The 25,692-nt window shown below is 64.0% G+C and carries 24 protein-coding genes and 1 tRNA gene; 6 read left to right on the top strand and 19 right to left on the bottom strand.

Going from position 1 to position 25,692, the window contains the following annotated elements:
• Nucleotide 1 precedes the first annotated feature (1 nt).
• Entirely contained in the window at nt 2-1,138 is a 1,137-nt protein-coding gene (gene proB / locus ACVWWD_RS06175; RefSeq protein WP_457102958.1) for a glutamate 5-kinase, read from the bottom strand.
• 4 nt (nt 1,139-1,142) lie between these two features.
• The gene (gene obgE, locus ACVWWD_RS06180; RefSeq protein ID WP_023771742.1) at nt 1,143-2,174 is read right to left on the bottom strand and encodes a GTPase ObgE; all 1,032 of its coding nucleotides are present in this window, start codon (nt 2,172-2,174) and stop codon (nt 1,143-1,145) included.
• A gap of 132 nt (nt 2,175-2,306) precedes the next feature.
• Between obgE and ACVWWD_RS06185 the strand changes: the two genes are divergently transcribed.
• A complete protein-coding gene (locus ACVWWD_RS06185; protein WP_352548867.1) occupies nt 2,307-3,176 on the top strand; it encodes an endonuclease/exonuclease/phosphatase family protein in 870 nt (289 codons plus the stop codon).
• Nucleotides 3,177-3,275: 99 nt separating this feature from the next.
• Here the strand turns inward: ACVWWD_RS06185 and ACVWWD_RS06190 are convergent, their stop codons facing one another.
• The 3 genes from ACVWWD_RS06190 to ACVWWD_RS06200 form a co-directional block, all read right to left on the bottom strand.
• Complete coding sequence (locus ACVWWD_RS06190) at nt 3,276-3,863, bottom strand: GNAT family N-acetyltransferase (RefSeq protein ID WP_023771744.1); 588 nt, start codon at nt 3,861-3,863, stop codon at nt 3,276-3,278.
• A 119-nt stretch (nt 3,864-3,982) separates the two neighbouring features.
• On the bottom strand, nt 3,983-4,252 hold the full coding sequence (gene rpmA / locus ACVWWD_RS06195; protein WP_015315190.1) for a 50S ribosomal protein L27: 270 nt from the start codon (nt 4,250-4,252) through the stop codon (nt 3,983-3,985).
• A gap of 100 nt (nt 4,253-4,352) precedes the next feature.
• Nucleotides 4,353-5,024: a 50S ribosomal protein L21 gene (locus tag ACVWWD_RS06200; protein WP_352548865.1), complete on the bottom strand. Its 672-nt coding sequence runs from the start codon at nt 5,022-5,024 to the stop codon at nt 4,353-4,355.
• A gap of 400 nt (nt 5,025-5,424) precedes the next feature.
• Between ACVWWD_RS06200 and ACVWWD_RS06205 the strand changes: the two genes are divergently transcribed.
• The 3 genes from ACVWWD_RS06205 to ACVWWD_RS06215 all read left to right on the top strand — a co-directional run bounded on the left by ACVWWD_RS06205 (nt 5,425) and on the right by ACVWWD_RS06215 (nt 7,790).
• Nucleotides 5,425-5,514, top strand: a tRNA-Ser gene (locus ACVWWD_RS06205).
• A gap of 487 nt (nt 5,515-6,001) precedes the next feature.
• Nucleotides 6,002-6,445, top strand: coding sequence for a low affinity iron permease family protein (locus tag ACVWWD_RS06210; RefSeq protein WP_348524172.1), 444 nt, complete (start codon nt 6,002-6,004; stop codon nt 6,443-6,445).
• Between the two features lies 1 nt (nt 6,446).
• Complete coding sequence (locus tag ACVWWD_RS06215) at nt 6,447-7,790, top strand: phospholipase D-like domain-containing protein (RefSeq protein WP_023771748.1); 1,344 nt, start codon at nt 6,447-6,449, stop codon at nt 7,788-7,790.
• Nucleotides 7,791-7,846: 56 nt separating this feature from the next.
• Here the strand turns inward: ACVWWD_RS06215 and recQ are convergent, their stop codons facing one another.
• Complete coding sequence (gene recQ / locus ACVWWD_RS06220; RefSeq protein WP_352548841.1) at nt 7,847-9,682, bottom strand: DNA helicase RecQ; 1,836 nt, start codon at nt 9,680-9,682, stop codon at nt 7,847-7,849.
• A gap of 236 nt (nt 9,683-9,918) precedes the next feature.
• Here recQ and ACVWWD_RS06225 point away from each other — a divergent pair, with 236 nt between their 5' ends.
• Entirely contained in the window at nt 9,919-11,340 is a 1,422-nt protein-coding gene (locus ACVWWD_RS06225; protein ID WP_457102959.1) for a coniferyl aldehyde dehydrogenase, read from the top strand.
• Between the two features lie 154 nt (nt 11,341-11,494).
• Here the strand turns inward: ACVWWD_RS06225 and ACVWWD_RS06230 are convergent, their stop codons facing one another.
• The 8 genes from ACVWWD_RS06230 to uxaC form a co-directional block, all read right to left on the bottom strand.
• The gene (locus ACVWWD_RS06230; protein WP_352548838.1) at nt 11,495-11,833 is read right to left on the bottom strand and encodes a cupin domain-containing protein; all 339 of its coding nucleotides are present in this window, start codon (nt 11,831-11,833) and stop codon (nt 11,495-11,497) included.
• A 10-nt stretch (nt 11,834-11,843) separates the two neighbouring features.
• A complete protein-coding gene (gene kduD, locus ACVWWD_RS06235) occupies nt 11,844-12,608 on the bottom strand; it encodes a 2-dehydro-3-deoxy-D-gluconate 5-dehydrogenase KduD (protein ID WP_023771752.1) in 765 nt (254 codons plus the stop codon).
• Entirely contained in the window at nt 12,605-13,456 is an 852-nt protein-coding gene (gene kduI, locus ACVWWD_RS06240; RefSeq protein WP_352548836.1) for a 5-dehydro-4-deoxy-D-glucuronate isomerase, read from the bottom strand. Before kduI ends, kduD begins: the two co-directional genes overlap by 4 nt.
• Nucleotides 13,457-13,478: 22 nt before the next feature.
• Nucleotides 13,479-14,252: a FadR/GntR family transcriptional regulator gene (locus tag ACVWWD_RS06245; protein ID WP_352548834.1), complete on the bottom strand. Its 774-nt coding sequence runs from the start codon at nt 14,250-14,252 to the stop codon at nt 13,479-13,481.
• Nucleotides 14,253-14,364: 112 nt separating this feature from the next.
• Nucleotides 14,365-15,645 (bottom strand): TRAP transporter large permease, encoded by a 1,281-nt coding sequence (locus tag ACVWWD_RS06250; protein WP_023784229.1) that lies wholly within the window; start codon nt 15,643-15,645, stop codon nt 14,365-14,367.
• A gap of 3 nt (nt 15,646-15,648) precedes the next feature.
• Nucleotides 15,649-16,173, bottom strand: a complete 525-nt coding sequence (locus ACVWWD_RS06255) for a TRAP transporter small permease (RefSeq protein ID WP_023771756.1) — start codon at nt 16,171-16,173, stop codon at nt 15,649-15,651.
• A 62-nt stretch (nt 16,174-16,235) separates the two neighbouring features.
• Complete coding sequence (locus ACVWWD_RS06260; protein WP_352548832.1) at nt 16,236-17,213, bottom strand: TRAP transporter substrate-binding protein; 978 nt, start codon at nt 17,211-17,213, stop codon at nt 16,236-16,238.
• Nucleotides 17,214-17,246: 33 nt separating this feature from the next.
• Nucleotides 17,247-18,659 carry a glucuronate isomerase gene (uxaC, locus tag ACVWWD_RS06265; RefSeq protein ID WP_031252060.1) on the bottom strand — a complete coding sequence of 471 codons (1,413 nt, stop codon included), beginning with the start codon at nt 18,657-18,659 and terminating at the stop codon, nt 17,247-17,249.
• A gap of 151 nt (nt 18,660-18,810) precedes the next feature.
• On the opposite strand from uxaC, the gene ACVWWD_RS06270 reads away from it, so the two are divergent.
• Nucleotides 18,811-20,319, top strand: coding sequence for a mannitol dehydrogenase family protein (locus ACVWWD_RS06270; RefSeq protein ID WP_352548830.1), 1,509 nt, complete (start codon nt 18,811-18,813; stop codon nt 20,317-20,319).
• Between the two features lie 137 nt (nt 20,320-20,456).
• On the opposite strand, the gene ACVWWD_RS06275 is transcribed toward ACVWWD_RS06270, so the two are convergent.
• The 5 genes from ACVWWD_RS06275 to ACVWWD_RS06295 all read right to left on the bottom strand — a co-directional run bounded on the left by ACVWWD_RS06275 (nt 20,457) and on the right by ACVWWD_RS06295 (nt 25,662).
• On the bottom strand, nt 20,457-20,864 hold the full coding sequence (locus tag ACVWWD_RS06275; protein WP_023771760.1) for a F0F1 ATP synthase subunit epsilon: 408 nt from the start codon (nt 20,862-20,864) through the stop codon (nt 20,457-20,459).
• A gap of 111 nt (nt 20,865-20,975) precedes the next feature.
• Nucleotides 20,976-22,571, bottom strand: a complete 1,596-nt coding sequence (gene atpD, locus ACVWWD_RS06280; protein WP_352548827.1) for a F0F1 ATP synthase subunit beta — start codon at nt 22,569-22,571, stop codon at nt 20,976-20,978.
• 70 nt (nt 22,572-22,641) lie between these two features.
• Nucleotides 22,642-23,526 carry a F0F1 ATP synthase subunit gamma gene (locus ACVWWD_RS06285; RefSeq protein ID WP_023771762.1) on the bottom strand — a complete coding sequence of 295 codons (885 nt, stop codon included), beginning with the start codon at nt 23,524-23,526 and terminating at the stop codon, nt 22,642-22,644.
• Between the two features lie 46 nt (nt 23,527-23,572).
• Complete coding sequence (atpA, locus tag ACVWWD_RS06290) at nt 23,573-25,102, bottom strand: F0F1 ATP synthase subunit alpha (protein WP_352548825.1); 1,530 nt, start codon at nt 25,100-25,102, stop codon at nt 23,573-23,575.
• The gene (locus tag ACVWWD_RS06295) at nt 25,102-25,662 is read right to left on the bottom strand and encodes a F0F1 ATP synthase subunit delta (RefSeq protein ID WP_023771763.1); all 561 of its coding nucleotides are present in this window, start codon (nt 25,660-25,662) and stop codon (nt 25,102-25,104) included. Before ACVWWD_RS06295 ends, atpA begins: the two co-directional genes overlap by 1 nt.
• Nucleotides 25,663-25,692: the final 30 nt, after the last annotated feature.

Genomic DNA, 25,692 nt, shown 5'->3' on the forward strand with positions numbered 1-25,692 from the left:
CTCATCCTCCGCCTGTGTCGTCGCCGGCGTGACTTACGACGAGATCGTCGCGGTGGATCATCGCCGAACGCGCCTCGTAACCGAGCACGGTCTCGATCTCGCCCGTCTTCAGGCCTGCGATCCTTACGGCATCGGCGGCATCGTAGGCAACCAGCCCGCGCGCGATCTCGCGGCCCTCGGGCGACAGGATCGCCACCGTGTCGCCGCGGGAGAAATTGCCGCTGACCAGCTTGACCCCGGCCGGCAGCAGCGACTTGCCCGAAATAAGCGCGCCGATGGCGCCGGCATCGACGGTCAGCCGCCCGGCCGGTTCGAGCTGGCCGGCGATCCAGGTTTTGTAGCCCTTCACCGGATTGGCGCTGGGCTTGAAGAATGTCGCGCGCTCGCCGCGCTCGATCGCCATCAGCGGCGACAGCCTTGTGCCGGAGGTGATGATCATCGCCGTGCCCGCCGCGGTGGCGATCTTGCCCGCATCGAGCTTGGTACGCATGCCGCCGCGCGACAGCTCGGACGCGGCGGCTCCGGCCATCGCTTCGATGTCTGATGTGATGCGCTCGACCACCGGAATGAACTTCGCACCGGGGTCCAATGCTGGCGGCGCGGTGTAGAGCCCGTCAATGTCGGAGAGCAGCACCAAAAGGTCCGCGCCCATCATGGTGGCGACACGGGCCGCCAGCCGGTCATTGTCGCCATAGCGGATTTCGGAGGTCGCCACCGTGTCGTTCTCGTTGATGACCGGCACCGCCTTCATCTTGAGCAACGTCGATATGGTGGCCCGCGCGTTGAGATAACGCCGGCGCTCCTCGGTATCGCCAAGCGTCAAAAGGATCTGGCCCGATTTCAAGGCACCCTTGCCGAGCGCGTCCGACCATGCGCCGGCGAGCGCGATCTGGCCGACGGCGGCGGCGGCCTGGCTCTCCTCGAGCTTCAGGGCGCGCTTGCCAAGGCCAAGGATGGTGCGGCCGAGCGCGATGGCGCCCGACGACACGACGAGGATTTCGGCTCCTCCCTGGGCAAGCACCGCGATGTCGTCGGCGAGCGAGGCCAGCCAGTCGCGCTTCAGGCCGCTCGCGCGGTCGACGAGCAACGCCGAGCCGATCTTGACGGTGATGCGCCGGTATTTCCTGAGCGGCTGCATGACCTTACTTTTCCCAGCGCGTCTCGACCACGGGTGTGGTCTGCGCGCGCGCCTCCGCGATGACAGCCATCAACGCCCGCTGCACCGCCTCGACGCCTTCGCCGGTGACCGCCGACAGCAGCATCGGCGCGCGGCCGGCGGCACGCTTCAGCGAGGCGACTTTCTTCTTGCGCGCGTCTGCGTCGAGCGTGTCCACCTGGCTCAGCGCCAGGATCTCGGCCTTATCGGTCAAGCCATGGCCGTAGGCGTCGAGCTCGGCCCGCACGGTCTTGTAGGCCTTGCCCGGATTCTCCTCCTGCGCCGAAACCAGGTGCAAAAGCACGCGCGTGCGCTCGACATGGCCGAGGAAGCGGTCGCCGATGCCGACGCCCTCATGCGCGCCTTCGATCAGACCTGGAATGTCGGCGATGACGAATTCGCGCGCATCGATGCGGGCGACACCGAGGCCCGGATGCAGGGTCGTGAACGGATAGTCGGCGATCTTCGGCTTGGCTGCGGTGACCGCGGCCAAGAATGTCGACTTGCCGGCATTCGGCAGCCCGACCAGCCCGGCATCGGCGATCAGCTTCAGCCTGAGCCAGATATTGAGTTCTTCGCCGGGAAGGCCGGGATTGGCGCGTCGCGGCGCCTGGTTGGTCGAGGTCTTGAAATGCTGGTTGCCGAAGCCGCCATTGCCGCCCTTGGCCAGGAGAAAGCGCTGGCCGACGACGGTGAGGTCGCAGATCAGCGTCTCATTGTCCTCTTCGAAGACCTGCGTTCCTGCCGGCACTTTCAGCGTGACATCGGCGCCCTTGGCGCCGGTCATGTTGCGGCCCATGCCGTGGACTCCGGTCTTGGCCTTGAAATGCTGCTGGTAGCGATAGTCGATCAGCGTGTTCAGCCCGTCGACCGCTTCCAGCCAGACATCGCCGCCGCGGCCGCCATCGCCGCCATCCGGCCCACCGAACTCGATGAACTTCTCGCGCCGGAACGACACCGAACCGGCGCCCCCGTCACCGGAGCGGACATAGACCTTGGCTTGATCGAGAAATTTCATGGGACTGCGGTTTCTTTTATTGGCCTTGCGGCATTGCTCTAAACCTTGGGCCTTGCTCTAAACCAAGGCGCGGCGAAGGGCGAGGCCGTTTTGTGACGATGGCCGCGCGGGGTTGGCCGGAGAGACGTCGGAATGAAGCTTGTAACCTACAACATCCAGTACGGCATCGGTCTCGATGGACGCTACGATGTCGGGCGCATCGCCGACGCGGTGCGCGGCGCCGACGTCATCGCGCTGCAGGAGGTCACCCGCAACAATCCCCGGAACGGCAGCCGCGACATGGTGGCCGAGATCGGCGAGGCGCTGCCCGATTATTTCGCCGTCTATGGCAGCAATTTCGAGGCCAATATCGGCTCGCGCATCGAGGACGGCCGCGCCATCACCACGACCTTCCAGCTCGGCAACATGGTCTTGTCGAAAACGCCCATTCATCTGTCGCGCAACCTGTTGTTGCCGCGCAGCCGCAGCTTCGAGATGATGAACTTCCAGCGCGGCGCGCTGGAAGCCCTGATCGAGACGCCGCTTGGGTTCATCCGCTTCTATTCCATCCATCTCGATCACCGCAGCCCGATCGAACGCGCCAGCCAGATCCAGTTCCTGCGCCGGCGCCTGTTGAACTACGCGCTCGAAGGCGGCGCGCTGTCCGGCGTTGCCGAGATCGGCCTGCCGGAACTGCCGCATCCGGAAGCCTTTGTCGGCATGGGCGATTTCAACATGCTGGCCGGCTCGCCCGAATATGTCGAACTTGCCGGCCGGCCAGACCATGAATTCGGCATGCCGCTGACCGCCGATTTCGCCGTCGATGCCGCCCTGCGCCTCGATGTCGCTGGCGACGATCTCGTCTCTTGGGTCGATCCCAAGGACCCCACCAACGCCAGCCGCCACAAGCGCATCGACTACGTCTTCACCAGCGCATCGCTTGCCCGGTCGCTGAAGCGCCTGTGGGTCGACAGGCAGTCAGTCGGTTCCGACCACCGGCCGGTCTGGGTCGAACTGGGCTAAGCCCAAGTCTGCTCCCCAGCTGATTTTGTCCTGTTCCGCCCCATGTGCCAAGAGTGCCGAGATTCAGGTCAGGCCGGCCTCACCTGAATATCGACGCACCTAGAAGTGGATCCAATTGCGCAGGCTCGTCCAGGTTTTCCTGTCGAGCCGATAACGCTCGACGGGCACCTGGCCGGCAACGATCGAATTCAGCATGCCCTGGCCGGCATATTGGAAACCGCATTTGTGGATGACGCGGCGCGAAGCCGGATTGATGACCCTCGTCGAGGCCTGCAGCACCTGGATCGACGTCTTCTGGAAGGCGAGGTCGACCAGTGCGTGCGCTGCCTCCGTCGCGTAGCCCTTCTTCCAGTGGGGCTCGCCGATCCAGTAGCCGAGCTCAAGGCCGCGATCGGTGGTGTTCAGCCCGGCGCAGCCGACGAAAGTGTCGGTGCCTGCCAGCGTCAGCGCATAGGCGATGCCGGCGCGCCGCGCCTTGGTCATGGCGAGGAAAGCACGTCCCTCGGCCTCCCCATAGGGGTGCGGCATGCGCGCCAGCATCTCGGCAACGTGGCGGTTGTCGGCAAGCTCGACCAGTTGCGCGATATCCCGCTCATCGGGAGCGCGCATCACCAGCCGCTCGGTGACCAGCACCGGGCAATCTATCGCGTAACTTTCGTCTTCTGAGTCTTCCGCTTCGGCAACCATTTGAAGTCCTCCAGGCACAAGAAAAAGGGGAGATGGAAACCCATCTCCCCTGATCCTTTTCCTGGTTTTGCCAGACACCGGTCCCGAGATGGGCGCCGGTGTTTCTAGTGCGGAACCGGCTACTCCGCGGCTTTGGTAATCGGGTTGACCGATACGTAGGTTCGGCCGTTGGCTTTTTTGTTGAACGTCACGGCGCCGGTTTCGAGCGCGAAAAGGGTGTGGTCCGTGCCCATGCCGACATTGACACCGGGATGCCAGGTGGTGCCGCGTTGACGAATGATGATGTTGCCCGGGATGACGGCTTCGCCGCCGAACTTTTTCACGCCCAGACGCTTGGAATGCGAGTCGCGACCGTTGCGCGACGAGCCGCCAGCTTTCTTGTGTGCCATCTAACTAACTCCGATGCGCCCATGGGCGCTTGAATGGTCTTATGAACGCGTTCGCGTTCCGTTTCAAGTCCGATCCGGCGACGTTTCGCGCCGGTTCGCCTTACTTCTTAGCCAGTTCCTTGGCCTGCTCGCGCCAGTCCTTGATCTGGTCGGTGCTGAACGGCATGTTCTCGTCGATCTTGGCAACGTCCTTCTCGGTCAGCTTGGCGAGCTGCGCGAAGGTGATGATGCCCTGCTCGGCGAGATCCTTGGCGGCGACCGGGCCGATGCCCTTGATCACGGTCAGGTCGTCCGGTTCCCCCTTCGGCGCCTTGAACAGCGGCGCGGCGACGGCCTCGGCCTTCGCGTCTTCCTTGGGGGCGGCGTCCTTCTTGGCTTTGGCTTCCTTCGGCGCCGCCTCGGGAGCGACCTCAGCCTTGGCTTCCGCCTTGACGGCCGCCTTCTTGGCGGGCTTGGCGCCACCCAGCAGGATCTCGGAGATCCGCACGGTGGTCAAAAGCTGGCGATGGCCGATCTTGCGGCGCGAATTCTGGCGGCGACGCTTCTTGAAAGCGATGACCGTGCGGTTCTTGCCCTGCTCCACGACTTCGGCGGTCACCACGGCGCCATCGACGAACGGCGCGCCGAACGTGACATTCTCGCCCTCGCCATGGGCGAGCACGTGGCCGATCTCGACGATGTCGCCGACATTGGCTTCGACTTTTTCGATCTTCAGGAGATCGTTGGCGGCAACGCGATACTGCTTACCGCCCGTTTTAATGACTGCGAACATTTTTTGCCTTTCGCTGTTCGGTCGGCCTTGATGAACCGCCTCTAGCGGTTCGGCCGTCTTTTTGTCAGTCTGCGGGTTCAAAAAACAAGCGGCGTGGAAGAACCCTCCACGCCGATTGCGCGCTGTCCCTAACCGAAGGTTGCGTGGGAGTCAAGGCAGACAGCCGCGGAACTGTTATTGGCGGCCAAGCACGGGCCGGGTCGAGAAGACCGCACGACGCTCCCGTCCCCTGCAGCGCGAGGATGCGGGACGGCGGGAAATCCGCACCGGCCCCGCCGCAAGCACCGCTGTGAATCCGCAGCTTCTCCGGGAAGCCAAATAACTCACGGATTTGGCCTTGTAACCTGCCCGTTCAGCCGTTATCTAGTGCGCCGCGCCGGCAACGGCCGACCATGACCGCGGAGAGGTGGCAGAGTGGTCGAATGCACCGCACTCGAAATGCGGCATGGGTGCAAGCCCATCGGGGGTTCGAATCCCTCCCTCTCCGCCATTCCCCCAAGTTGAAGATGCCGCCGGCATCGGCTCACGCCAATTCGCTGGCTTGTCCCCTATTGGAGACAGGCGCTGGCATGCGTGCGGCGGGACGCGACCGGCTGTCGCGGATCGGAAAATAAGAAGCGATGCCGAGGAACCAAAGCATGTCCCTCAAGTTCGATATCCGTTTCCACGGAGATCGAGTTCAGCATGCAAGGTCGAGGGCCAATCAAGGCAGCACTTCGAGCACAGGCCGATGAGGTACGCCTCCACATCGGCATTCTGCAGCAGGAGCTGACCACCAACCGCAAAAGCGTGGGAGGCACATTGCGGTTGGGGTACGAGATAAAGTCCAGGAAAGTTCTGCTCGCGCGTCTGGAAAGGGTATTGGCGCAGTACTCGCCGGGCTGCCTTGAGAACGTCCCGACGCTGGGGCGCTCCGAGAAAGGCCCGCGATCGCAAGGCTCCCATTGCAACCTCTGACGCTTCAGCCATTCGAGACAATGCCCAACCAATACGGATGGTCAGGGCCTGATGGCTCCCGCCAGACAACCGTGCTGCACGGCAGCCTTCGCCGACGCGCTCGCGGGAACCTGCGTTACCGTGGAAAGTTCCTGCTGATGGCAAATCACCCCATTACCGGCGCCCTCACCTCGATCGGCACGTGGACCTCCCGTCCGGCAGCATTCCTGGTTCTGCTGGCCTATGCGATCTTCTGGATCGTTTTCGATCGGCAAAGCTTGAACTGGCATGGCGCGGCCACACTCCTCACCTGGGCCATGACGCTCTTCATTCAGCGGGCTGAACATCGCGATACCCAGGCCATTCATGCCAAGTTGGACGAAATGCTGAGATCAAACAATTCTGCTTCGACCATCACCCGCATCGACGATGAAGAGCCCGAGGACATCGAAAAACATCGCGATCGCAAGCAGCAGGGCGACTGACATGCGCGCTACCGGTTTCGTGGCGTTGCTGAGAGGCGCGAAGCCAACGCGGTTGGGCCGAAAGTTCAGCCCGCTGCTCAAGACACTAAGCTATGTGGCCGTTGCGGTTGTCGCCGGTCTGGTCACGTTGGCGGCCATAAACCTGACCCCTGAACCGCGCGTTTTGCGGACGATCGTCGCGCATCGTTTCGACGCATCGGACCCCCAGTTCGCCAGGTCGATGAGCAGCTACTCGCTGGGACAGATGTCAAACGCGAACGCGGTGCAGACCCTTGTGAACGGCGACGAGATTTTTCCTTCGATGCTCCAGGCGATCGGCGCGGCCCGGTCCACCATCGATTTTGAGACCTATATATATTGGTCTGGGGACGTCGGAAATGAATTCGCACAAGCCTTGGCGGCCAAGGCGCGGCAAGGTGTCGAGGTCCGGGTGCTTGTCGACTGGGTCGGCAGTCTGCCTTTCGATGAAGATCTCATCCACATCATGACAGGAGCCGGCGTGAGGTTCCAACGCTACCGGCCGATCCATTGGTATACGTTGGACCGTGTGAACAACCGGACCCATCGCAAACTGCTCATCGTCGACGGACGGGTGGCTTTTACGGGTGGCGTCGGCATCGCCGACAATTGGCGCGGAGACGCCCGCAATCCGGATGAATGGCGCGATACGCACTATCGGATCGAAGGGACCGCCGTGCCTGCTTTCCAGGCGGCTTTTGCCGAAAATTGGTTGGAGACGACCGGTGAGGCATTGCAAGGTCAAAAGTTCTACCCTCCGCCCGAACCCGCGGGGTCGCTCGGCGCCCAGCTGATACTTTCTTCGCAGCCAAATGGCTCGGAGAACATGGAATTGATGATGCTGGCCGCGATAGCCGCCGCCAAGGATCACCTGCGGATCGGAATGGCCTATTTCGTCCCCGACGACATCGCCCTCCAGCAGATTCTGGACGCCAGGAAGCGAGACGTGTCTGTCGATGTGATCGTTCCGAACGCGCTGACGGACGTGCCATTGGTTCGGAAGGGCTCGCGCTATTTCTGGGGCGACTTGCTTAGGGCCGGTGTGCATATCTACGAGTTTCAGCCCACCATGTATCATCCCAAGCTGCTGATCGTTGACGACGTCTGGACGAGCTTTGGTTCCACCAATCTGGACGAACGCTCCTTGCGGCTGAACGATGAAGCCAGTCTGAACGTCTACGGCAGGGATTTCGCAAACACGCAGATCGACCTGTTCAACCAGGACCTTGGGAGATCCCGGCGGATCACCCTGGCTGAATGGGAAGCGCGTCCCCTGCGGGAAAAAATTTCGGACTGGCTGGCCAGCAGGCTGCGCTCCCAACTTTGATAACCTAGCCTATACTGCTCGTTGGATCAGCCAGATCAGCCCTCGCCGTCAAGCTTTCAACCAGCCTGTTGCGCCGCGATCGCGGCCAGAAAAATCGCGCCAAACTCCTTGAGCTTGGCCCCTCCCACGCCATTCACTTCGGCAAACGCATCGAGGTCGCGCGGGCGGCGGGCGGCCATGTCGATGAGCGTGCGGTCGGAAAACACCACATAGGCCGGCACCTGGCGCTCCTTGGCGAGCCGCAGCCGCAGCGACTTGAGCGCCGCCAGCAGCGAAGCATCGACGCCCTCGGCTTCCGCGGCGGCGCCTTCCCCGGGACGCTTCCTGCCCCGCACGAAAGGATCCCGCGTCTCGACGCGATACTGGAATGCAATCTCGCCACGGCCGAGCGCGCGGCCGCTTTCGGAGATGGCGAGACCGCCATGGCCCTCGGGATCCGGCATGAGGAACCCGCCGGCCACCAGTTGCCGGATCAGCGACAGCCACACTGTCTTCCTGTGCGCGACGCCGGCGCCAAAACTGCTGAGTGTTTGATGAGCTCTCGCCAGCACCTTCTCGGTCTCGTGGCCAAGCAGGATATCGGTGACATGGGACGCGTCGAAGCGCTCACCGCTCTCTGCAATTGCCGCGAGGATCTTCCGTGCTTCGGTACTGCCATCGGCGCGCGGCGCCTGATCGAGGCAGTTGTCGCAATTGCCGCAGGCTTGAGCCTCTTCGCCGAAATAACCGAGCAGCACCTGGCGGCGGCATTGCGCGGTCTCGCAATAGCCGATCAGCGTGTCCAACCGGCGGTGCGACCGCCTCTTGTGCTCTGACGAGGCATCCTCGTCGTCGATGAACAGCCGGCGCATGCGGATGTCGCCAAGGCCGTAAAGCATATGCGCCTCGGCCTCGCGTCCGTCGCGGCCGGCTCGGCCGATTTCCTGATAGTAGGCTTCCAAGCTGCCCGGCATATCGGTGTGGAAGACATAGGCGACGTCAGGCTTGTCGATGCCCATGCCGAACGCGATGGTCGCCACCATGACGACGCCGGACAAGGTCATGAAGGCGTTTTGATTGGCTTCACGCGCCTCCTTGTTCATGCCGGCGTGATAGGCGAGCGCGGTGACGCCGTTGCGCTTCAGAAAGGCCGCCATCTCTTCGGTTTTCTTGCGCGACAAGCAATAGATGATGCCGCTCTTGCCCGCATGGCGCTCGATGAAGCCGAGCAGCTGGCGCTTGCTGTCCTGCTTGGGCGCGATGGCCAGCTTGATGTTGGGCCGGTCGAAACCCAGCACCAGCGTTTCGACCTGCTCGGCGAACAGGCGGGCGGCGATGTCGGTGCGCGTACTCTCATCGGCCGTCGCCGTCACCGCGACGATCGGCACATTGGCAAAGATACCGCGCAACCGGGAGAGATCCTCATACTCGGGCCGGAACGCCGGACCCCATTGCGAGATGCAATGCGCCTCGTCGATGGCGATCAAGCTGACGTGGAGCCTGGAGAGGGCGTCCAGCATGCGCTCGGTCATCAGCCGCTCCGGCGCCAGATAGAGCAGCCGCGTCTGGCCAGATGCCACACGGCGCCAGGCGGCGACGTTGGCCTCGCGGTCGAGCGAGGAATTGATCGTATCGGCCGCCACGCCGGCAAGCCGCAGCGCCGCGACCTGGTCCTGCATCAGAGCCACCAGCGGCGAGACGACGAGAGTGAGCCCGCCCAAAACCAGCGCCGGAACCTGGTAGCAGAGCGATTTGCCCGCGCCCGTCGGCATGACGGCCAGCACATGCCGCCCGGCCAGCAGCGCATCCATCACGTCGGCCTGGCCGGGACGAAAATCGTCGAAGCCGAACACGTCCTTCAGGACGCGCCGCTTGGAATCGCCGGCCAGCATGCTCGCCGCCTGTGCCGGCATCAGGCGGCCACCTGGCGGCAAGCGATATTTCGCGTACGGGAGAGATCGGGGAAGATGGTCAAGGGCGACTCCTTGTGAGGCATTGGAGTAGCCCACCGCTCATCCCACCACAACCGCCCTTCAATGCCCTCGGCAACACTGCCGGCGCCGCCTTCCCCAACGGCACACGCACCTCTGGTGGATTCCGCCACGTTGCGATGTAAGCTTGCCTTTGCCGACACGCCAAGGAGGGCGCGATGCTGCAGGTGAGACAGGATTTGCTGGGCGAACGGTTCCGGCTGCAGCGCGTCGCCTTCAAGGCACAACCATTTCCCGACCTTGGCGTCCGCAAGGATCGGCTGAGGCGCCTGCTGGCGCTGACCGAGCGGCACGAGACTGAAATCTGCGCGGCGATCGACGCCGACTTCGGCGGCCGCTCGGCGCATGAAACCCGCCTGGCCGAACTGTTCGTCGTGCGCGCAGGCATTCGCCATGCGCTCGCCCATGTCGGCGGCTGGATGCGGGAGCGCCGGATTGCCACCACCTTGCCGTTCCTGCCAGGCAGGAACCGCCTCGTGCCGCAGCCGCTCGGGGTCGTCGGCATCGTGTCGCCCTGGAACTATCCCTTCCAGCTCGCCGTCGCGCCGGTTACGGCAGCGCTTGCCGCCGGCAACCGCGTGCTGGTCAAGCCGTCCGAACTGACGCCGGCCTTCTCTGGGTTGCTGGCCAAGCTGGCCGGCGAACATTTCGCCCCGGACGAACTCAGCGTCATTTCCGGTGATGCCGATACGGGGAAGGCCTTCGTCTCGATGCCCTTCGATCATCTGCTGTTCACCGGTTCGACCGCGGTCGGCCGCCAGGTCGCGATCGCCGCCGCCGCCAACCTGACCCCCGTCACACTCGAACTCGGCGGCAAGTCGCCGGCGATCCTCGATCCCTCCTGCGATCTCGACACTGCGGTCGCCAGCGTCGCCTATGGCAAGTTGTTGAATGCCGGGCAGACCTGCATCGCGCCGGACTATTTGCTGGTGCCGAAGGGACAAGCCGGTACGGTCGCCGCGAAGCTCGCCATCGCCATGGCGCGGCTCTACCCCTCGCTGCGCGACAACCCCGACTATACCTCCATCATCAGCGACCGGCATTACCAGCGCCTGCGCGCCATGGTCGCGGAAGCCCGCGAGGCCGGCGCCGACGTCACCGAAATAAATCCGGCCGGCGAAGCGTTCGGCGCCACGAGCCGGAAGCTCCTGCCGACCCTGGTCAGCAACGCCGGCCCCGATCTGCGGCTGATGCGCGAGGAGATTTTCGGCCCGGTGCTGCCGATCGTCGAATACGCCACGGTCGACGATGCGATCGGCCATGTGAACCGGGCCGACCGGCCGCTGGCGCTCTACTGGTTCGGCAACGACAGCGGCAACCGCCAGCGCATCCTGCGTGAGACGGTCGCCGGTGGCGTCACCATCAACGACTGCATGCTGCATCTGGTGCAGGAGAACCAGCCCTTTGGCGGCGTCGGCGCCAGCGGCATGGGCGCCTATCACGGCGAATGGGGTTTCCGCACCTTCAGCAAGGAGAAACCGGTCTTCCTGCAGTCGCGCTTGAGCGCGGGGAGCCTTCTGCGGCCGCCCTATGGCAAGACGTTCGAACGGCTTTTCGGCCTGCTCAGGCGCATCACCTGACGTGCATTAAGTCTATCTTCACCATGATGGGGTAGCTTTCGCACCTGCGGTGATGTTTGGAGTACCGCGGGCTCCGTTGGCGCCCAGGCAACAAACCCGCGCTTCCTTGGAGGCGCGGGTTTTTTCGTTGGCCGAGAAATCGTCGGCGACGCGGTCAGGCGAGGAAATCGGCGCGGTGCGGCGTGAAACTGTCGACCAGCCGCCCCGGCTCGAGCGCCTTGACGCCGTGCACCAGGCCGGACGGCACGATGAAGCTCCCGCCGGTCTCGACGATTTCGGTCCGGCCGTCGATGGTCACCTCAAAGCGGCCTTCGGCGACATAGCTCGCCTGCACATGCGGATGCGAATGCAGGGCGCCGACACCACCCTTATCGAAACCGAATTCGACCATCATCAGTTCGTCGGTGGAGAGGAGAACCCGCCGGCGATTGCCGTCCGGGGTCGGGGTCCAGGCACCCTGGCCGGCATGCGCGAACATCTTCGGCTCGGTCATTGTCTTCTCCTCATCGCGCAAGCCATCCCCCGTCCACCGGCACCACCGCGCCATGCATATAGTTCGAGGCCGGCGCCAGCAGGAAGACGGCGGCATCGCCAATGTCTCCGGGCTCGCCCCAGCGGCCGGCGGGAATGCGCCCAAGGATGGCCGCGCTGCGGTCGGGATCGGCGCGCAGCGCCTGTGTGTTGTTGGTGTCGATATAGCCCGGCGCTATGCCGTTGACGTTGATGCCCTTCGCCCCCCACTCGCAGGCGAGCAGCCTAGTGAGGCCGAGCACGCCATGCTTGGAGGCCGTGTAGGACGCGACGCGGATGCCGCCCTGGAAACTCAGCACCGAGGCGATGTTGACGATCTTGCCCTGGCGTCCACCGGCAAGGACGCGCCGCGCAAAGGACTGACACAGCAGGAAGACGGACTTCAAATTGACGTCGATCACGTCGTCCCAGTCGGCTTCGCCGAGATCGACGGCATCGGCTCGCCGGATGATGCCGGCATTGTTGACCAGCCCGTCGATCGGACCGTTTTGGTCCCAGACGCGGTCCAGCATCGGTCCGACTGCTGCCGTGTCGGCAAGATCGATGCTCATCGCCTCGAATTGGCCGCCCACCGCGCCGACCTTGCTCACGGTGTCGTCCATCGACGAGCGGCCGACGCCGATCACGGCGCCACCGGCGCGCGCGATCGAGACCGCGATGCCTTGGCCGATGCCGGTGTTGGCGCCGGTCACCAGGATGCGCTTGCCGGCCAGGCTGAAGGCTGTGAGGTCGCTCACCGCAGCATGTCCATCGCCACCGGATCGACATCGGTGTAGTCGACATTGTCGCCGGCCATCGCCCAGATAAAGGCATAGTTGGAGGTGCCGGCGCCAGAGTGGATCGACCAGCCCGGCGCCAGCACCGCCTCCTCGTTGCGCATGACGATGTGGCGTGTCTCGTCCGGCTCGCCCATGAAGTGGAAGACGCGCGCCGCCTCGTGCAGGTCGAAATAGAGGTAGGCCTCCATGCGCCGGTCATGCACATGGCACGGCATGGTGTTCCAGATGGAGCCCGGCGCCAGCTGGGTCATGCCGACGACGAGCTGGCAGGTCTTTGTTCCCCCGGCATGGATGAACTGGAAGATCGAGCGCTCGTTGCAGGCCTCCTTGCTGCCGAGATCGAGGCGCTTGGCGTCATCGAGGCGGATCAGCCGGCTCGGATTAGCCTGATGCGCCGGGGCGCTGAGCAGATAGAACTTGGCGGGGTCGTTCTTATCGGCGGAAGCGAAGGAAACCGTGTCAGCGCCCATGCCGAGATAGAGCATGTCGCGCGCCCGCAGGTCGAAGAACTGGCCGCCGGCTTCGATCGTGCCGGCGCCGCCGATGTTGACGGCGATCAATTCGCGCCGGTCGAGAAACCCGTTGGTGCCGGTCGGCTTGATCGCTTCCAATGGCAATGCCGTTCCCACGGGCATGGCGCCGCCGACGATCATGCGGTCGTAGTGCGTGTAGGTCAGGCTGATGCGGCCGGGCTGGAAGAGGTCCTCGATATGGAAATTATGGCGCAGCTCGTCCGTTCCCATGGCGGCGGCGGCCGCCGGGTCGATGGCGAAGCGCGATGTATAGTCGATGTGGTTCTGGCTCATCTCTGTCCTGGCTTTCGGTGGATCATTCGCCCGCGGCCGCCTTGACCGAACTGGCGTAATAGGCCTGTCGCGCCTGCAGGCGCGCGCGATAACGCTGCTGGCTAGCGCCGAGATGGGCGCGCATCGCCTCGCGCGCGGCTTCGGCATCGCCGGCCGTGATCGCGTTCAGGATTACCAGATGCTCGCGCTGCAGCCCGCGCTGGTAGCTGTCGGACTGCGCCAGTTCGGTCGACCAGGGCGAGGTCACGTCGCATGGAATGGCGCGCCGGCCGAGCACGTCGAGCATCTCGACATAGAACGGGTTGTTGGTGGCGCTGGCGATGGCGCGATGGAAGGCCAGGTCGGCCGGGCCGGTCGGCTGGCTGCCGAGCAGCAGCCGCTCGAACTCGAAGAAGGCTTCCTGGATCGCCGCCTCCTGCGCGGCGTTGCGGCGGATGGCGGCGAGCCCAGCCGATTCGATCTCGATCGCCAGCCGCACCTCGAGCACGTTGAGCGCGACCGAATCCTTGGCTCCCAAGTCGGCGGCCAGCGCCCCGAACATGGTCGAAATATGCTCGGTGACGAACACCCCGGCGCCCTGCCGCGGCTCGACCAGACCGTCGGCGGCAAGCTTGGCCAGCGCCTCGCGGATGACTGTGCGGCTGACGCCGAAAGTTTCGGTCAGCTGGCCCTCGGTCGGCAGCTTGTGGCCGGGCAGGATCTCGCCCGCCTGCAGCTGCTTGCGGATCGCCCCCATGACGGTTTCCGACAGCTTGGGTTTTCTCTCGATCCTGAGGTCGTTTGCGGTATCGGACACCTCGGTGACCTCCTAAAGCAATTGCAGGACAAGCGCGTAGCGGTTTTTTCGTCGTGAATTGCGTAAAAACAAAGAGTTACGGTTCAGCGATTCTAACGATCGCTGAACCGCTCTAATGGAACAGGCCCGGCAGCCACAATGAGATTTCCGGGACGTAGGTGACAAGCATCAGCACGGCGAAGGCGGCGCCGTAGAATGGCCAGATCGAGCGCATCGCGGTCCAGATCGGAATGCGGCCGATCGCGCAGCTGACGAACAGAACCGCGCCGACCGGTGGCGTGCAAAGCCCGATGCCGAGATTGAGGATGAGGATGACGCCGAAATGCACGGGATCGACGCCATAGGCCATGACCACCGGCAGGAAGATCGGTGTCGTGATGATGATCAGCGGCGACATGTCCATGAAGGTGCCGAGGATGAGCAGGACGACGTTGATCAGCAGCAGGATCACCAGCTTGTTGTCGGACACCGACTGCAGAAAGGCGACCAGCGCCGCCGGCACCCTGAGATAGGCGAGCAGCCAGCCGAAGGCCGCCGCGCAGCCGATGATCATCAGCACCATGGCCGTGGTGCGCACCGAGGCCGTCGTCGCCGCGACGAAATCGCCCCAGCTCATCGAGCGGTAGATGATCAGCGTCACCAGGAACGCGTAGACGATGGCAATGCAGGAGCTCTCGGTCGCGGTGAAGACACCGGACCTGACGCCGCCGAAGATGATGGCGATCAGGATGAGCCCGGGAATGGCGGCGACAAGCAGCTGCAAGGCCCGGCCGAAGCCGGCGAAGGGCTCCGTCGGATATCCCCGGCGGCTGGCGACCCAATAGGCCGTTATCATCAGCGACAGCGCCAGCAGCAGACCCGGTAGCACGCCAGCCGTGAACAGGTCGGCGATCGAGATACGGCCGCCGGCGGAGATCGAATAGATGATCATGTTGTGGGACGGTGGAATGAGAAGGGCGATGATGGCCCCGACAGAGGTGATGTTGACGGCATAGTCGATGCCGTAGCCGCGCGCCTTCATCTGCGGAATCATCAGCCCGCCGACCGCCGACGCATCCGCCACGGCCGAGCCGGAGATGCCACCGAACATGGTCGATGCGGCGATGTTGACCTGCCCCAGACCGCCGCGCAAATGACCGACCAGGGAGCCTGCCAGCGCGACCAGCCGAGCGGCGATACCACCGCGCACCATCAGGTCGCCGGCGAAGATGAAGAACGGGATGGCCATCAGCGAAAACACGGCGACGCCGGAATTGAGCCGCTGGAACACGACGACCGGCGGCAGGCCAAGCGTGAGGATCGTGGCGAAGCTGGCGACGCCGAGACAGAAGGCGATCGGCGTGCCGATGACCAGCAGGAACACGAAGGTGCCGAACAGGACGATCAGGGCCATGGTTCAGGGCTCCTCGCCGGTTGCATGAATGTCGGCGTCGACGGGCAGGCCGGCAAAGCGCCCGGCCAGCCGTTCCAGCGAAAACAGGCAGACCAGCGCCCCACCCAGGATGACCGGCAGGAAGCTGGCGCCGCCCGGCAGGGCAAGTGACGGCATGACCGTGTTCCAGGTCAGCCTGGCCAATTGCACGCCATAGACGATCATGCCGGCGCCGAAGGCCAGCACGACAAGGTCGGAAATGCTGCGCAGCACCGCCTTGGCCGAAACAGGGAGGACATAGAGCAGCACGTCGAAGCCGAGATGGGTGCGTTCGCGCACGCCGACGGCGGCGCCGAGAAAAATGAACCAGCCCATCAGCAGTACCGAGAAGGGTTCCGTCCAGCTTGGCGAACGGTTCAGCACATAACGCGAGAAGACCTGCCAGAAGATGATGATCGTCATCAGCGTCAAGCCGGCGCCACTGATCCAAAGCGCCAGCCTGGCAAGTCCCGACAGGACCCGCTCCGCACCCAGCCAGAATCCTCGCATGGCCGACGCGTCCGAAGGCAGCGCGGAGGTCTCCGCGCCGCTCGATCCATTGCCCCTGCCGTTCATTTCTCGGCCTGTATGCGGGCGGCCAGGTCCTTCAATTCAGGCGTCGACAAGTACTTGTCGTAGACGGGCTTCATCGCGTCGATCAGCGGCTGCTTGTCGATCTGGCTGACCTTGACGCCCGCGGCCTCGACGATGCCGCGCGACTTCTTCTCCTGCGCGTCCCACAGTTCGCGCATCTTGACGACGCTGTCCTTGGCTGCCTGGCGCACGATCGCCTGGTCTTCGGGCGAGAGCTTGGCCCAGCTTGCCTTCGACATGACCAGCACTTCCGGCACGATCTGGTGTTCGTCCATCGTGTAATGCTTGGCCACTTCGTAGTGCTTAGCGGATTCGAAGCTCGGCCAGTTGTTTTCGGCGCCGTCGATGACGCCGGTCTGCAGCGCCGAATAGACTTCGCCATAGGCCATCGGCGTGGCGTTGGCACCTAGCGCGTTGACCATGTCGACGAACACATCGGACTGGATGACGCGGAACTTCATGCCTTTCATGTCCGCCATCGAGGTAATGTCCTTCTTGGTGTTGTAGAAGGACCGAGCACCGGAATCGTAGAAGGCGAGGCCGACGAGATCATGCGCCTCGAAGGCCTTCAGGATCTGGTCGCCGACACCGCCGTCCATGACGTGGCGCATGTGCTCGACGGAGCGGAACATGTAGGGCAGCGACGGCACGGCGGTCTCCGGCACGATGCCGTTGAACGGTCCCATCGAGACACGGTCGAGGTCGATGACGCCGGCCTGGGTCTGCTCGATCGTGTCCTTTTCCTCGCCGAGTTGCGCCGAGTGATAGACCTCGATCGAATAGCGGCCGGCGGTGCGCTGCTTGATCAGGTCGCCCATGTACTTGACCGCCTCGACGGTCGGGTAACCGTCTGGATGGGTATCCGAGGATCGCAGCACGGTTTCGGCGTTGGCAGCGCCGATCAGCAGCGAACCGATGGCGAATGTCGCGGCCGTCAATTTCGAAAAATGCAACATGACTTCCTCCCATTGAAAATCGAAACGCCCGGCTCAGAGCCGGTACGCATTCTTGGCAAGCGTGTAGGCAAGCTCCTTCGCGAGTTCATGCGCCTCCTCCTCACGCAGCCTGTGCTCGGCGACGAGACGCGCCAGGAACGCACAGTCGACCCGCCGCGCCACGTCATGGCGGGCCGGGATCGACGGAAAGGCGCGGGTGTCGTCGTTGAAGCCGACCGTGTTGTAGAAGCCGGCGGTCTCGGTGGTCATCTCGCGGAACCGGCGCATGCCTTCCGGGCTGTCGTGGAACCACCAGGCCGGCCCGAGCTTCAGCGCCGGATAGACGCCGGCCAACGGCGCCAGTTCGCGCGCATAGCTGGTCTCATCCAGCGTGAACAGGATGACGGTCAGGTCACGCTCCAGCCCGACGCAGTCCAGCAATGGCTTCAATGCCGTTACATAGTCGGTCCGGGCCGGGATATCGAAACCCTTGTCCCTGCCGAATTTCTGGAAAGCAGAAGCCGAATGATTGCGCATGGAGCCGGGATGGATCTGCATGACCAGCCCGTCGTCCCGGCTCATCTTGGCCATCTCGGTCAGCATCTGCGCGCGAAACAATTTTCGCTCGCGCTCATCCTGCGAGCCGGCGCGGACCCGGTTGAACAGCTCCTGCGCCGCCGCGTCGGAAAGATTGGCGGTCTCCGCCGTCGGATGACCGTGATCCGACGACGTCGCGCCGAAGCTCCTGAAGAAGGCGCGCCGCTGGCGATGCGCGTCGAGATAACCGGCCCAGGTCCCGGTGTCGCAGCCGGTGATCTCGCCGAGCCGATCGAGATTGGCCGAAAAGCCTTCGAAATCCGGATCGACGACGGCGTCCGGCCGATAGGCGGTGACAACACGGCCCTCCCAGCCGCTGTCGCGGATCATCTGGTGCCATTTGAGATCGTCGAGCGCGCCTTCGGTCGTCGCGATGACCTCGATGTTGAAGCGCTCGAACAGCGCCCGAGGGCGGAAGTTCTCCCACTGCAGCAGCGTTGCGATCGTATCGTAATGACGGTCGGCGGTCGCGGCGCTCAAAGGCTCTTCGATGCCGAACAGATGCGCAAGGACATGGTCGAACCACAACCGGGTCGGCGTGCCACGGAAGAGGTAATAGTGTTCGGCGAACAGCCGCCAGATCGCCCTGCCGTCGGTCTCGACGGGCGCACCATCGAGGGTCGGCACGCCGAGAGCCTCCAGCCGCACGCCCTGACTGAACAGCATGCGAAAAATATAGTGGTCCGGCACGATGAGCAGTTGCGCGGGATCGGGGAACGGCTCGTTCAGCGCATACCAGCGCGGGTCGGTATGGCCGTGAGGACTGATGATGGGCAGGTCCTTGATGCCGGCGTAGAGAGCGCGGGCGATCGACAGCGGACGCGCCTCGGCTGAAAACAGCAAATCCGCATTGGTCAGTGCCACGGCCATCCTCCGGCTCCATGGGTAGGATCGGTCAGAAATAATGTCAACATACAAAAATCTGGTTGTTGTATGATGACTCCTAAGCGAAGCTAAGCATTGTCGGCGGACGCCGTCAGTGTTACCCCGCAAACCGTTCCACGAGATGAGTGCCGAATTGATGACAGACCGCCGCCTTTCCAACCGCACGGCGCAGGCATTGCCGGTCAAGGTCGCCGCGCCTCGATATGAGCGTGGCGCGATCACGCCGGGCATCGTGCATCTGGGCGTCGGCGCCTTTCACCGCGCCCACCAGGCCGCTTATATGGATGAATGCCTGGCGGCCGGCGAAACGGACTGGGGCATATCAGGCGTGTCGCTGCGCAGCGCCGATACGCGCGACGCGCTGGCGCCGCAGGACGGGCTATACACCTTGGCGGTGCGCGGCAGCGGCGGCGAGAAGCTGCATGTCATCGGCTCGATCGGCTCGCTGCTGGTGGCGCCGGAAGACCCGGAAGCGGTTCTGGCGGTGCTGGCCGATCCGCGTACCCGCATCGTGACGCTGACGATCACCGAGAAAGCCTATTTGCGGGCGGCCGGCGGCGGATTGGACGCGGCGCATGCCGACATCGTCCACGACCTTGACAACCCGCGAACACCGAAGACGGCGCATGGTTTTCTGACCGAAGCGCTCGCCCGGAGGCTGGCTGCTGGCACCCCGCCCTTTACCGTGCTTTGTTGCGACAACCTGCCGGCCAACGGCGCCACCTTGCACCGGCTGCTGATCGAATTCGCCACGCGGCGCGATGCCGGTGCCGGTTCGGCGGCCGATGCCGGAATGGCCGACCACATCGCCGGTCACGTCGCATTTCCGTCAAGCATGGTCGACCGCATCGTGCCAGCCACGACCGATGCCGACAGGGCGCGGATAGCGGGCGAACTTGGTGTGGACGACGCCTGGCCGGTGATGACGGAACCCTTCCGCCAGTGGGTGATCGAGGACGATTTCCCGACGGGCCGTCCGGCCTGGGAAAAATTCGGCGTCACCATGGTTGGGGATGTCGCTCCCTTCGAGGACATGAAGCTGAGGCTGCTCAACGGCGCGCATTCGGGCATCGCCTATCTCGGCCTGCTCAGCGGCCACGCGACGGTCGACAGTGCCTTCGCCGATCCGGCGATCCGGCGGTTCATCGACGCGCTATGGCAAGAGGCCATAACAACGTTGCCGGACGATGCCGGCCTCGACCCATCAGCGTATACGGCTGAGCTTGCGGAGCGTTTTTCAAACACGGCACTTGCCCACCGCACGGCGCAGATCGCCAATGACGGCAGCCAGAAACTGCCGCAGCGCATTATCGCCTCGGCTGTCGAGTGCCTCGAAGCCGGCACCGAGCTGGTCCATCTCACGCTGGTGGTGGCTGCCTGGATCGCCGCCTGCGCGGCGCGCGGAAAGGCGTTGCCGGAAGGCCATTTCACCGATCCGCTCGATGCGCCGATGACCGCGCTTTTGGACCAGCAGCTGCCGGCGAACGAAACCGTGACGGCGGTGTTTGACATGGCCGGCTTCGCCCGGGATCACGCCGAGCGCCAGACGCTGATGGAACTCGTGGCCGTCCATCTCGTCCACCTGCGACGAGACGGCCCGACTTTGGCCTTCGCCGCGCTCGGCATAGAAGCTGAAGGACAGTAAGGCGCGAGCGGTACAGAACCTTGATGTCGTCGCGCACCTCCAGCACCGCCGCCACGCCAACTCTCACGCCACAATAGCCCGACAAACAAAAAAAGCGGGGCAAGGCCCCGCTTCAATCCGTCACCTTGAGACGAGTTTCAGGCCGGCAGGATCGCGCCTTCCAGCGTGGTGAGCTGGCTAAGGAATTGTTCGGCCTTGCTGCGCGACTGATCGTCCTTGGCGTCCGCGGCATCTTCCCTGGCCTCCTGGATGCGGCGGGTGAGATCGGCGCGGTCGACGTCCTTCACCGCGACAGCCGATTCCGCCAGCAGCGTGCAGCCGGCCGGGACGATGTCGGCGAAGCCGCCGAACACGACATAGCGTTCCTCGCTCCCCGAGGCGCTCTTCACCGTGACGACACCCGGCTTGATCGTGGTCATGACCGGCGCGTGATGAGCCATGACGGTCATCTCGCCTTCGGCGCCTGGAATAACGACGGATTCGACCTCGGCGGAAACCAGCAGACGCTCCGGGGAAACCAGTTCGAACTTGAAAGCTTCAGCCATGTCAATTTACCGGGGAGGGAATAGTGAGTAGTCGATAGTGATGGGAGCACGAAACGCCCAGGTCACGCCGCTATTCTCTTCTCGCTGCCCACTACTCCCTATTCGCTTGATTTACGCCGCTTCTGCCGCGAGGCGCTGTGCCTTGTCGACCGCTTCCTCGATGCCGCCGACCATGTAGAAGGCGGCTTCCGGCAGGTGGTCGTAGTCGCCGTTGCAGAGGCCCTTGAAGCCCTTGATGGTGTCGGCGAGGTCGACGAGCTTGCCAGGCGCGCCGGTGAACACTTCGGCGACGAAGAAGGGCTGTGACAGGAAGCGCTCGATCTTGCGGGCGCGGGCCACCGTCTGCTTGTCCTCTTCCGAGAGCTCATCCATGCCGAGGATGGCGATGATGTCCTGCAGCGACTTGTAGCGCTGGAGGATCGACTGCACCTGGCGGGCGACGCCATAATGCTCGTCGCCGACGACCAGCGGGTCGAGCATGCGCGAAGTCGAGTCCAGCGGATCGACGGCCGGATAGATGCCCTTCTCGGCGATCGAACGGTTGAGCGTCGTCGTCGCGTCAAGGTGAGCGAACGAGGTCGCCGGTGCCGGATCGGTCAAGTCGTCGGCCGGCACGTAGATCGCCTGCACCGAGGTGATCGAGCCCTTGGTGGTGGTGGTGATGCGTTCCTGAAGCGCGCCCATGTCGGTGGCGAGCGTCGGCTGGTAGCCCACGGCCGACGGGATGCGGCCGAGCAGCGCCGACACTTCGGAACCCGCCTGCGTGAAGCGGAAGATGTTGTCGACGAAGAACAGCACGTCCTGGCCCTGGTCGCGGAAATATTCGGCGACCGTCAAGCCGGTCAGGCCGACACGGGCGCGCGCGCCCGGCGGCTCGTTCATCTGGCCGTACACCAGCGCTGCCTTGGAGCCTTCGCCGCCGCCCTTCTTGTTGACGCCGGATTCGATGAACTCGTGATAGAGATCGTTGCCTTCGCGGGTGCGCTCGCCGACGCCGGCGAACACCGAGTAGCCGCCATGCGCCTTGGCGATGTTGTTGATCAGTTCCTGGATCAGCACGGTCTTGCCGACGCCGGCGCCGCCGAACAGGCCGATCTTGCCGCCCTTGGCATAGGGCGCCAAGAGGTCGAGCACCTTGATGCCGGTGATCAGGATCTGGGCTTCCGTCGACTGCTCGACATAGGTCGGCGCCGGCTGATGGATCGAGCGCATTTCGATTGCGTCGACCGGGCCTTCTTCGTCGACCGGTTCCCCGATGACGTTGATGATGCGGCCGAGCATGCCCGGGCCGACCGGCACGGTGATCGGAGCGCCGGTGTCGCGCACTTCCTGGCCGCGCACCAGACCTTCGGTGGAGTCCATCGCGATGCAGCGCACGGTGTTTTCACCCAGATGCTGGGCAACTTCGAGCACCAGGCGGTTGCCGACATTGGTCGTCTCGAGCGCGTTCAGGATCGCCGGCAGGTGATCGCCGAATTGCACGTCGACAACGGCGCCGATGACCTGCCGAACCCTGCCGACAACGCCGGTGGCTTTCGTGACCACGGCCTGCGTCTTGGCAACCACGGCCTTGGCCGGCGCTGCTGCTGCCTTGGCCGGAGCAGCTTTTGCCGCCGCCGCCGGAGCCCTGGCCGCCTTCACGGGGGCTGCTGCCTTGGGGGCTGCCGTCTTCGGAGTTGCCTTCTGGGGGGTCGCTGCTTTCGCCATCGTCTTTACCCTTTTCGTCCTTTGTTTCTCACGCGGTCCGGTTCGCGGGAAAGTCACCCGCGGACCGCGCCTAGAGCGCCTCGGCGCCCGAAATAATTTCGATCAGTTCCTTGGTGATCTGCGCCTGCCGCTGGCGGTTGTAGGTGATCGACAGCTTGTTGATCATCTCGCCGGCGTTGCGCGTCGCATTGTCCATGGCGCTCATCTTGGCGCCCATTTCGCCGGCGGCGTTTTCGAGCAGCGCCCGGAAAACCTGCACGGAGATGTTGCGCGGGATGAGGTCGGAGAGGATTTCGCCCGGCTCCGGCTCATATTCATAGACGGCGCTGCCGCCATCCACCGCCGCGGCCGGAGCCGAAGCGACGCCGGCCGGGATGATCTGCTGCGCGGTCGGGATCTGGCTGATCACCGACTTGAACTGCGAATAGAACAGCGTGCAGATGTCGAAGGCGCCCTCGTTGAACAGATGAATGACCTTCTTGGCGATCGCGTCGGCATTGACGAAGCCGAGCGTCTTGACCTCGCGCAGATCGACGCGGTCGATGATCATCGATGCATAGTCGCGGCGCAGGATGTCGAAACCCTTCTTGCCGACGCAGATGATCTTGACCTGCTTGCCATCGGCCAGAAGCCGGCGGATGTGATCGCGGGCAAGACGGGCGATCTGCGAATTGAAACCGCCGCACAGGCCGCGCTCGGCGGTGCAGACCACGAGCAGATGCACGGCGTCCTTGCCGGTGCCCGTCATCAGCGCCGGGGCATCGCCGCCACCGCCGATCGCTTGGGTGATGTTGGCCAGCACGGAACCCATGCGCTCCGAATAGGGGCGCGCCGCTTCCGCCGCCTCTTGCGCACGGCGCAGCTTCGCCGCGGCGACCATCTGCATCGCCTTGGTGATCTTCTGCGTCGCCTTGACCGAGGCGATACGGTTACGAAGGTCTTTTAATGAAGGCATGCTTCAAACCTGATCCCGTCTTGTCTCATCCGGACTGGCGCTTCGCTCAGGCGAAGGTCTTGGCGAAGGCGTCGATCTCGGCCCTGAGCTTGGCGCGCAGATCGTCCGAAAGCGCCTTTTCCTTGCGGATGGCGTCGAGAACGTCCTTGCCCGCCGCACGCATGTGGCTGAGCAGGCCGTGCTCGAACTTGCCGACCTGGTTGACCGGCAGCTTGTCGAGATAGCCGTTGACGCCGGCGAAGATCACCGCGACCTGCTCTTCCGTCTTCAGCGGCGAGAACTGCGGCTGCTTCAGGAGTTCGGTCAGGCGCGATCCGCGGTTGAGCAGGCGCTGCGTGGCGGCATCGAGATCCGAGCCGAACTGCGCGAAGGCCGCCATTTCGCGGTACTGCGCGAGCTCGCCCTTGATCGAACCGGCAACCTGCTTCATCGCCTTGATCTGCGCGGCCGAGCCGACGCGGCTGACCGAGAGGCCGACGTTGACGGCCGGACGGATGCCCTGGAAGAACAGGTTGGTTTCGAGGAAGATCTGGCCGTCGGTGATCGAGATCACATTGGTCGGGATATAGGCCGACACGTCGTTGGCCTGCGTCTCGATGATCGGCAGGGCGGTCAGCGATCCGCCGCCCAGATCGTCGTTGAGCTTCGCGGCGCGCTCGAGCAAGCGCGAGTGCAGGTAGAAGACGTCGCCGGGATAGGCTTCGCGGCCTGGCGGGCGGCGCAGCAACAACGACATCTGGCGATAAGCGACGGCCTGCTTCGACAGATCATCATAGCTGATCAGCGCATGCATGCCGTTGTCGCGGAAATATTCGCCCATGGTGCAGCCGGCGAACGGCGCCAGGAACTGCATCGGCGCCGGGTCGGAAGCGGTAGCGGCGATGATGATCGAGTATTCGAGCGCGCCGCGCTCTTCCAGAACCTTGACGAACTGCGCGACGGTCGAACGCTTCTGGCCGACGGCGACGTAGACGCAGTAGAGCTTTTCCTTTTCCGGGCCGTTATCGTGCACCGACTTCTGGTTGAGCATCGTGTCGAGGATGATGGCGGTCTTGCCGGTCTGGCGGTCACCGATGACCAGCTCGCGCTGGCCGCGGCCGACCGGGATCAGGGCGTCAATGGCCTTGAGGCCGGTTGACATCGGCTCGTTGACCGATTTGCGCGGAATGATGCCTGGTGCCTTGACGTCGACGCGCTTGCGTTCGGTCGCTTTGATCGGGCCCTTGCCGTCGATCGGGTTGCCAAGCGCGTCGACGACGCGGCCGAGCAGGCCGGGGCCGACAGGAACGTCGACGATGGCGCCGGTGCGCTTGACGATGTCGCCTTCCTTGATGTCGCGGTCGGCGCCGAAGATGACGACGCCGACATTGTCGGCTTCGAGGTTGAGCGCCATGCCGCGGATGCCGCCTGGGAATTCGACCATTTCGCCGGCCTGGACATTGTCGAGGCCATAGACGCGGGCGATACCGTCACCGACGGACAGCACCTGTCCGACTTCGGAGACCTCGGCCTCCTTGCCGAAATTCTTGATCTGATCTTTCAGAATTGCGGAAATTTCCGCGGCGCGGATGTCCATCAGCCGACCTCTTTCAGTGCAAGCTTGAGCGAATTGAGTTTGGTTTTGAGCGACGTATCGATCTGGCGCGAGCCCATCTTGACCACCAACCCGCCGAGCAGCGATGGATCGACGGTGACGGAAATGGCCACGTCCTTGCCGGCAACGCCCTTCAGCGCGGCCTTGAGTTCGGTCTGCTGGGCCGCGGTCAGCTCATGAGCCGACGTCACCTCGGCGGCAGCCTCGCCACGGTGCTCAGCGGCGATCTGGCGGAATGCCTTGATCATGCCGGGCACCGCGAACAGGCGGCGGTTCTTGGCGACGACGCGCAGGAAATTGCCGGTCAGACCGATGATGCCGGCCCTGTCGGCGATCGCCCCGATGGCCTTGGCCTGGTCCTCGCTGGAGAATACCGGGCTGTTGATCAGCCGGGTGAGGTCGCCACTGCCCGCGAGCATGGCCTCGAAACTGGTGAGATCGGCCTCGACCTTGGCGACGGAATTTGCCTGCGATGCCAGTTCGAACAGCGAACCGGCATAGCGTTCTGCGACACCTGAGATTGGCGATGACGATTGAGCCACGGACCGTCTTTTCTCTTGTCTGACAGGCCG

Source organism: Mesorhizobium sp. URHB0026 (assembly GCF_054059755.1).

Bases quoted from the DNA above. Each gene is read 5' to 3' on its own strand.
- ACVWWD_RS06190 (WP_023771744.1), bottom strand. From the start codon at position 3,863: ATGGTTGCCGAAGCGGAAGACTCAGAAGACGAAAGTTACGCGATAGAT.
- ACVWWD_RS06225 (WP_457102959.1), top strand. From the start codon at position 9,919: ATGCTGCAGGTGAGACAGGATTTGCTGGGCGAACGGTTCCGGCTGCAG.
- ACVWWD_RS06215 (WP_023771748.1), top strand. From the start codon at position 6,447: ATGCGCGCTACCGGTTTCGTGGCGTTGCTGAGAGGCGCGAAGCCAACG.
- proB (WP_457102958.1), bottom strand. From the start codon at position 1,138: ATGCAGCCGCTCAGGAAATACCGGCGCATCACCGTCAAGATCGGCTCG.
- atpD (WP_352548827.1), bottom strand. From the start codon at position 22,571: ATGGCGAAAGCAGCGACCCCCCAGAAGGCAACTCCGAAGACGGCAGCC.
- obgE (WP_023771742.1), bottom strand. From the start codon at position 2,174: ATGAAATTTCTCGATCAAGCCAAGGTCTATGTCCGCTCCGGTGACGGG.
- ACVWWD_RS06210 (WP_348524172.1), top strand. From the start codon at position 6,002: ATGCCCAACCAATACGGATGGTCAGGGCCTGATGGCTCCCGCCAGACA.
- ACVWWD_RS06185 (WP_352548867.1), top strand. From the start codon at position 2,307: ATGAAGCTTGTAACCTACAACATCCAGTACGGCATCGGTCTCGATGGA.
- recQ (WP_352548841.1), bottom strand. From the start codon at position 9,682: ATGCCGGCACAGGCGGCGAGCATGCTGGCCGGCGATTCCAAGCGGCGC.
- atpA (WP_352548825.1), bottom strand. From the start codon at position 25,102: ATGGACATCCGCGCCGCGGAAATTTCCGCAATTCTGAAAGATCAGATC.
- ACVWWD_RS06270 (WP_352548830.1), top strand. From the start codon at position 18,811: ATGACAGACCGCCGCCTTTCCAACCGCACGGCGCAGGCATTGCCGGTC.
- ACVWWD_RS06260 (WP_352548832.1), bottom strand. From the start codon at position 17,213: ATGTTGCATTTTTCGAAATTGACGGCCGCGACATTCGCCATCGGTTCG.
- ACVWWD_RS06285 (WP_023771762.1), bottom strand. From the start codon at position 23,526: ATGCCTTCATTAAAAGACCTTCGTAACCGTATCGCCTCGGTCAAGGCG.
- ACVWWD_RS06230 (WP_352548838.1), bottom strand. From the start codon at position 11,833: ATGACCGAGCCGAAGATGTTCGCGCATGCCGGCCAGGGTGCCTGGACC.
- rpmA (WP_015315190.1), bottom strand. From the start codon at position 4,252: ATGGCACACAAGAAAGCTGGCGGCTCGTCGCGCAACGGTCGCGACTCG.
- ACVWWD_RS06250 (WP_023784229.1), bottom strand. From the start codon at position 15,645: ATGGCCCTGATCGTCCTGTTCGGCACCTTCGTGTTCCTGCTGGTCATC.
- uxaC (WP_031252060.1), bottom strand. From the start codon at position 18,659: ATGGCCGTGGCACTGACCAATGCGGATTTGCTGTTTTCAGCCGAGGCG.
- ACVWWD_RS06275 (WP_023771760.1), bottom strand. From the start codon at position 20,864: ATGGCTGAAGCTTTCAAGTTCGAACTGGTTTCCCCGGAGCGTCTGCTG.
- kduI (WP_352548836.1), bottom strand. From the start codon at position 13,456: ATGAGCCAGAACCACATCGACTATACATCGCGCTTCGCCATCGACCCG.
- ACVWWD_RS06255 (WP_023771756.1), bottom strand. From the start codon at position 16,173: ATGCGAGGATTCTGGCTGGGTGCGGAGCGGGTCCTGTCGGGACTTGCC.
- ACVWWD_RS06200 (WP_352548865.1), bottom strand. From the start codon at position 5,024: ATGTTCGCAGTCATTAAAACGGGCGGTAAGCAGTATCGCGTTGCCGCC.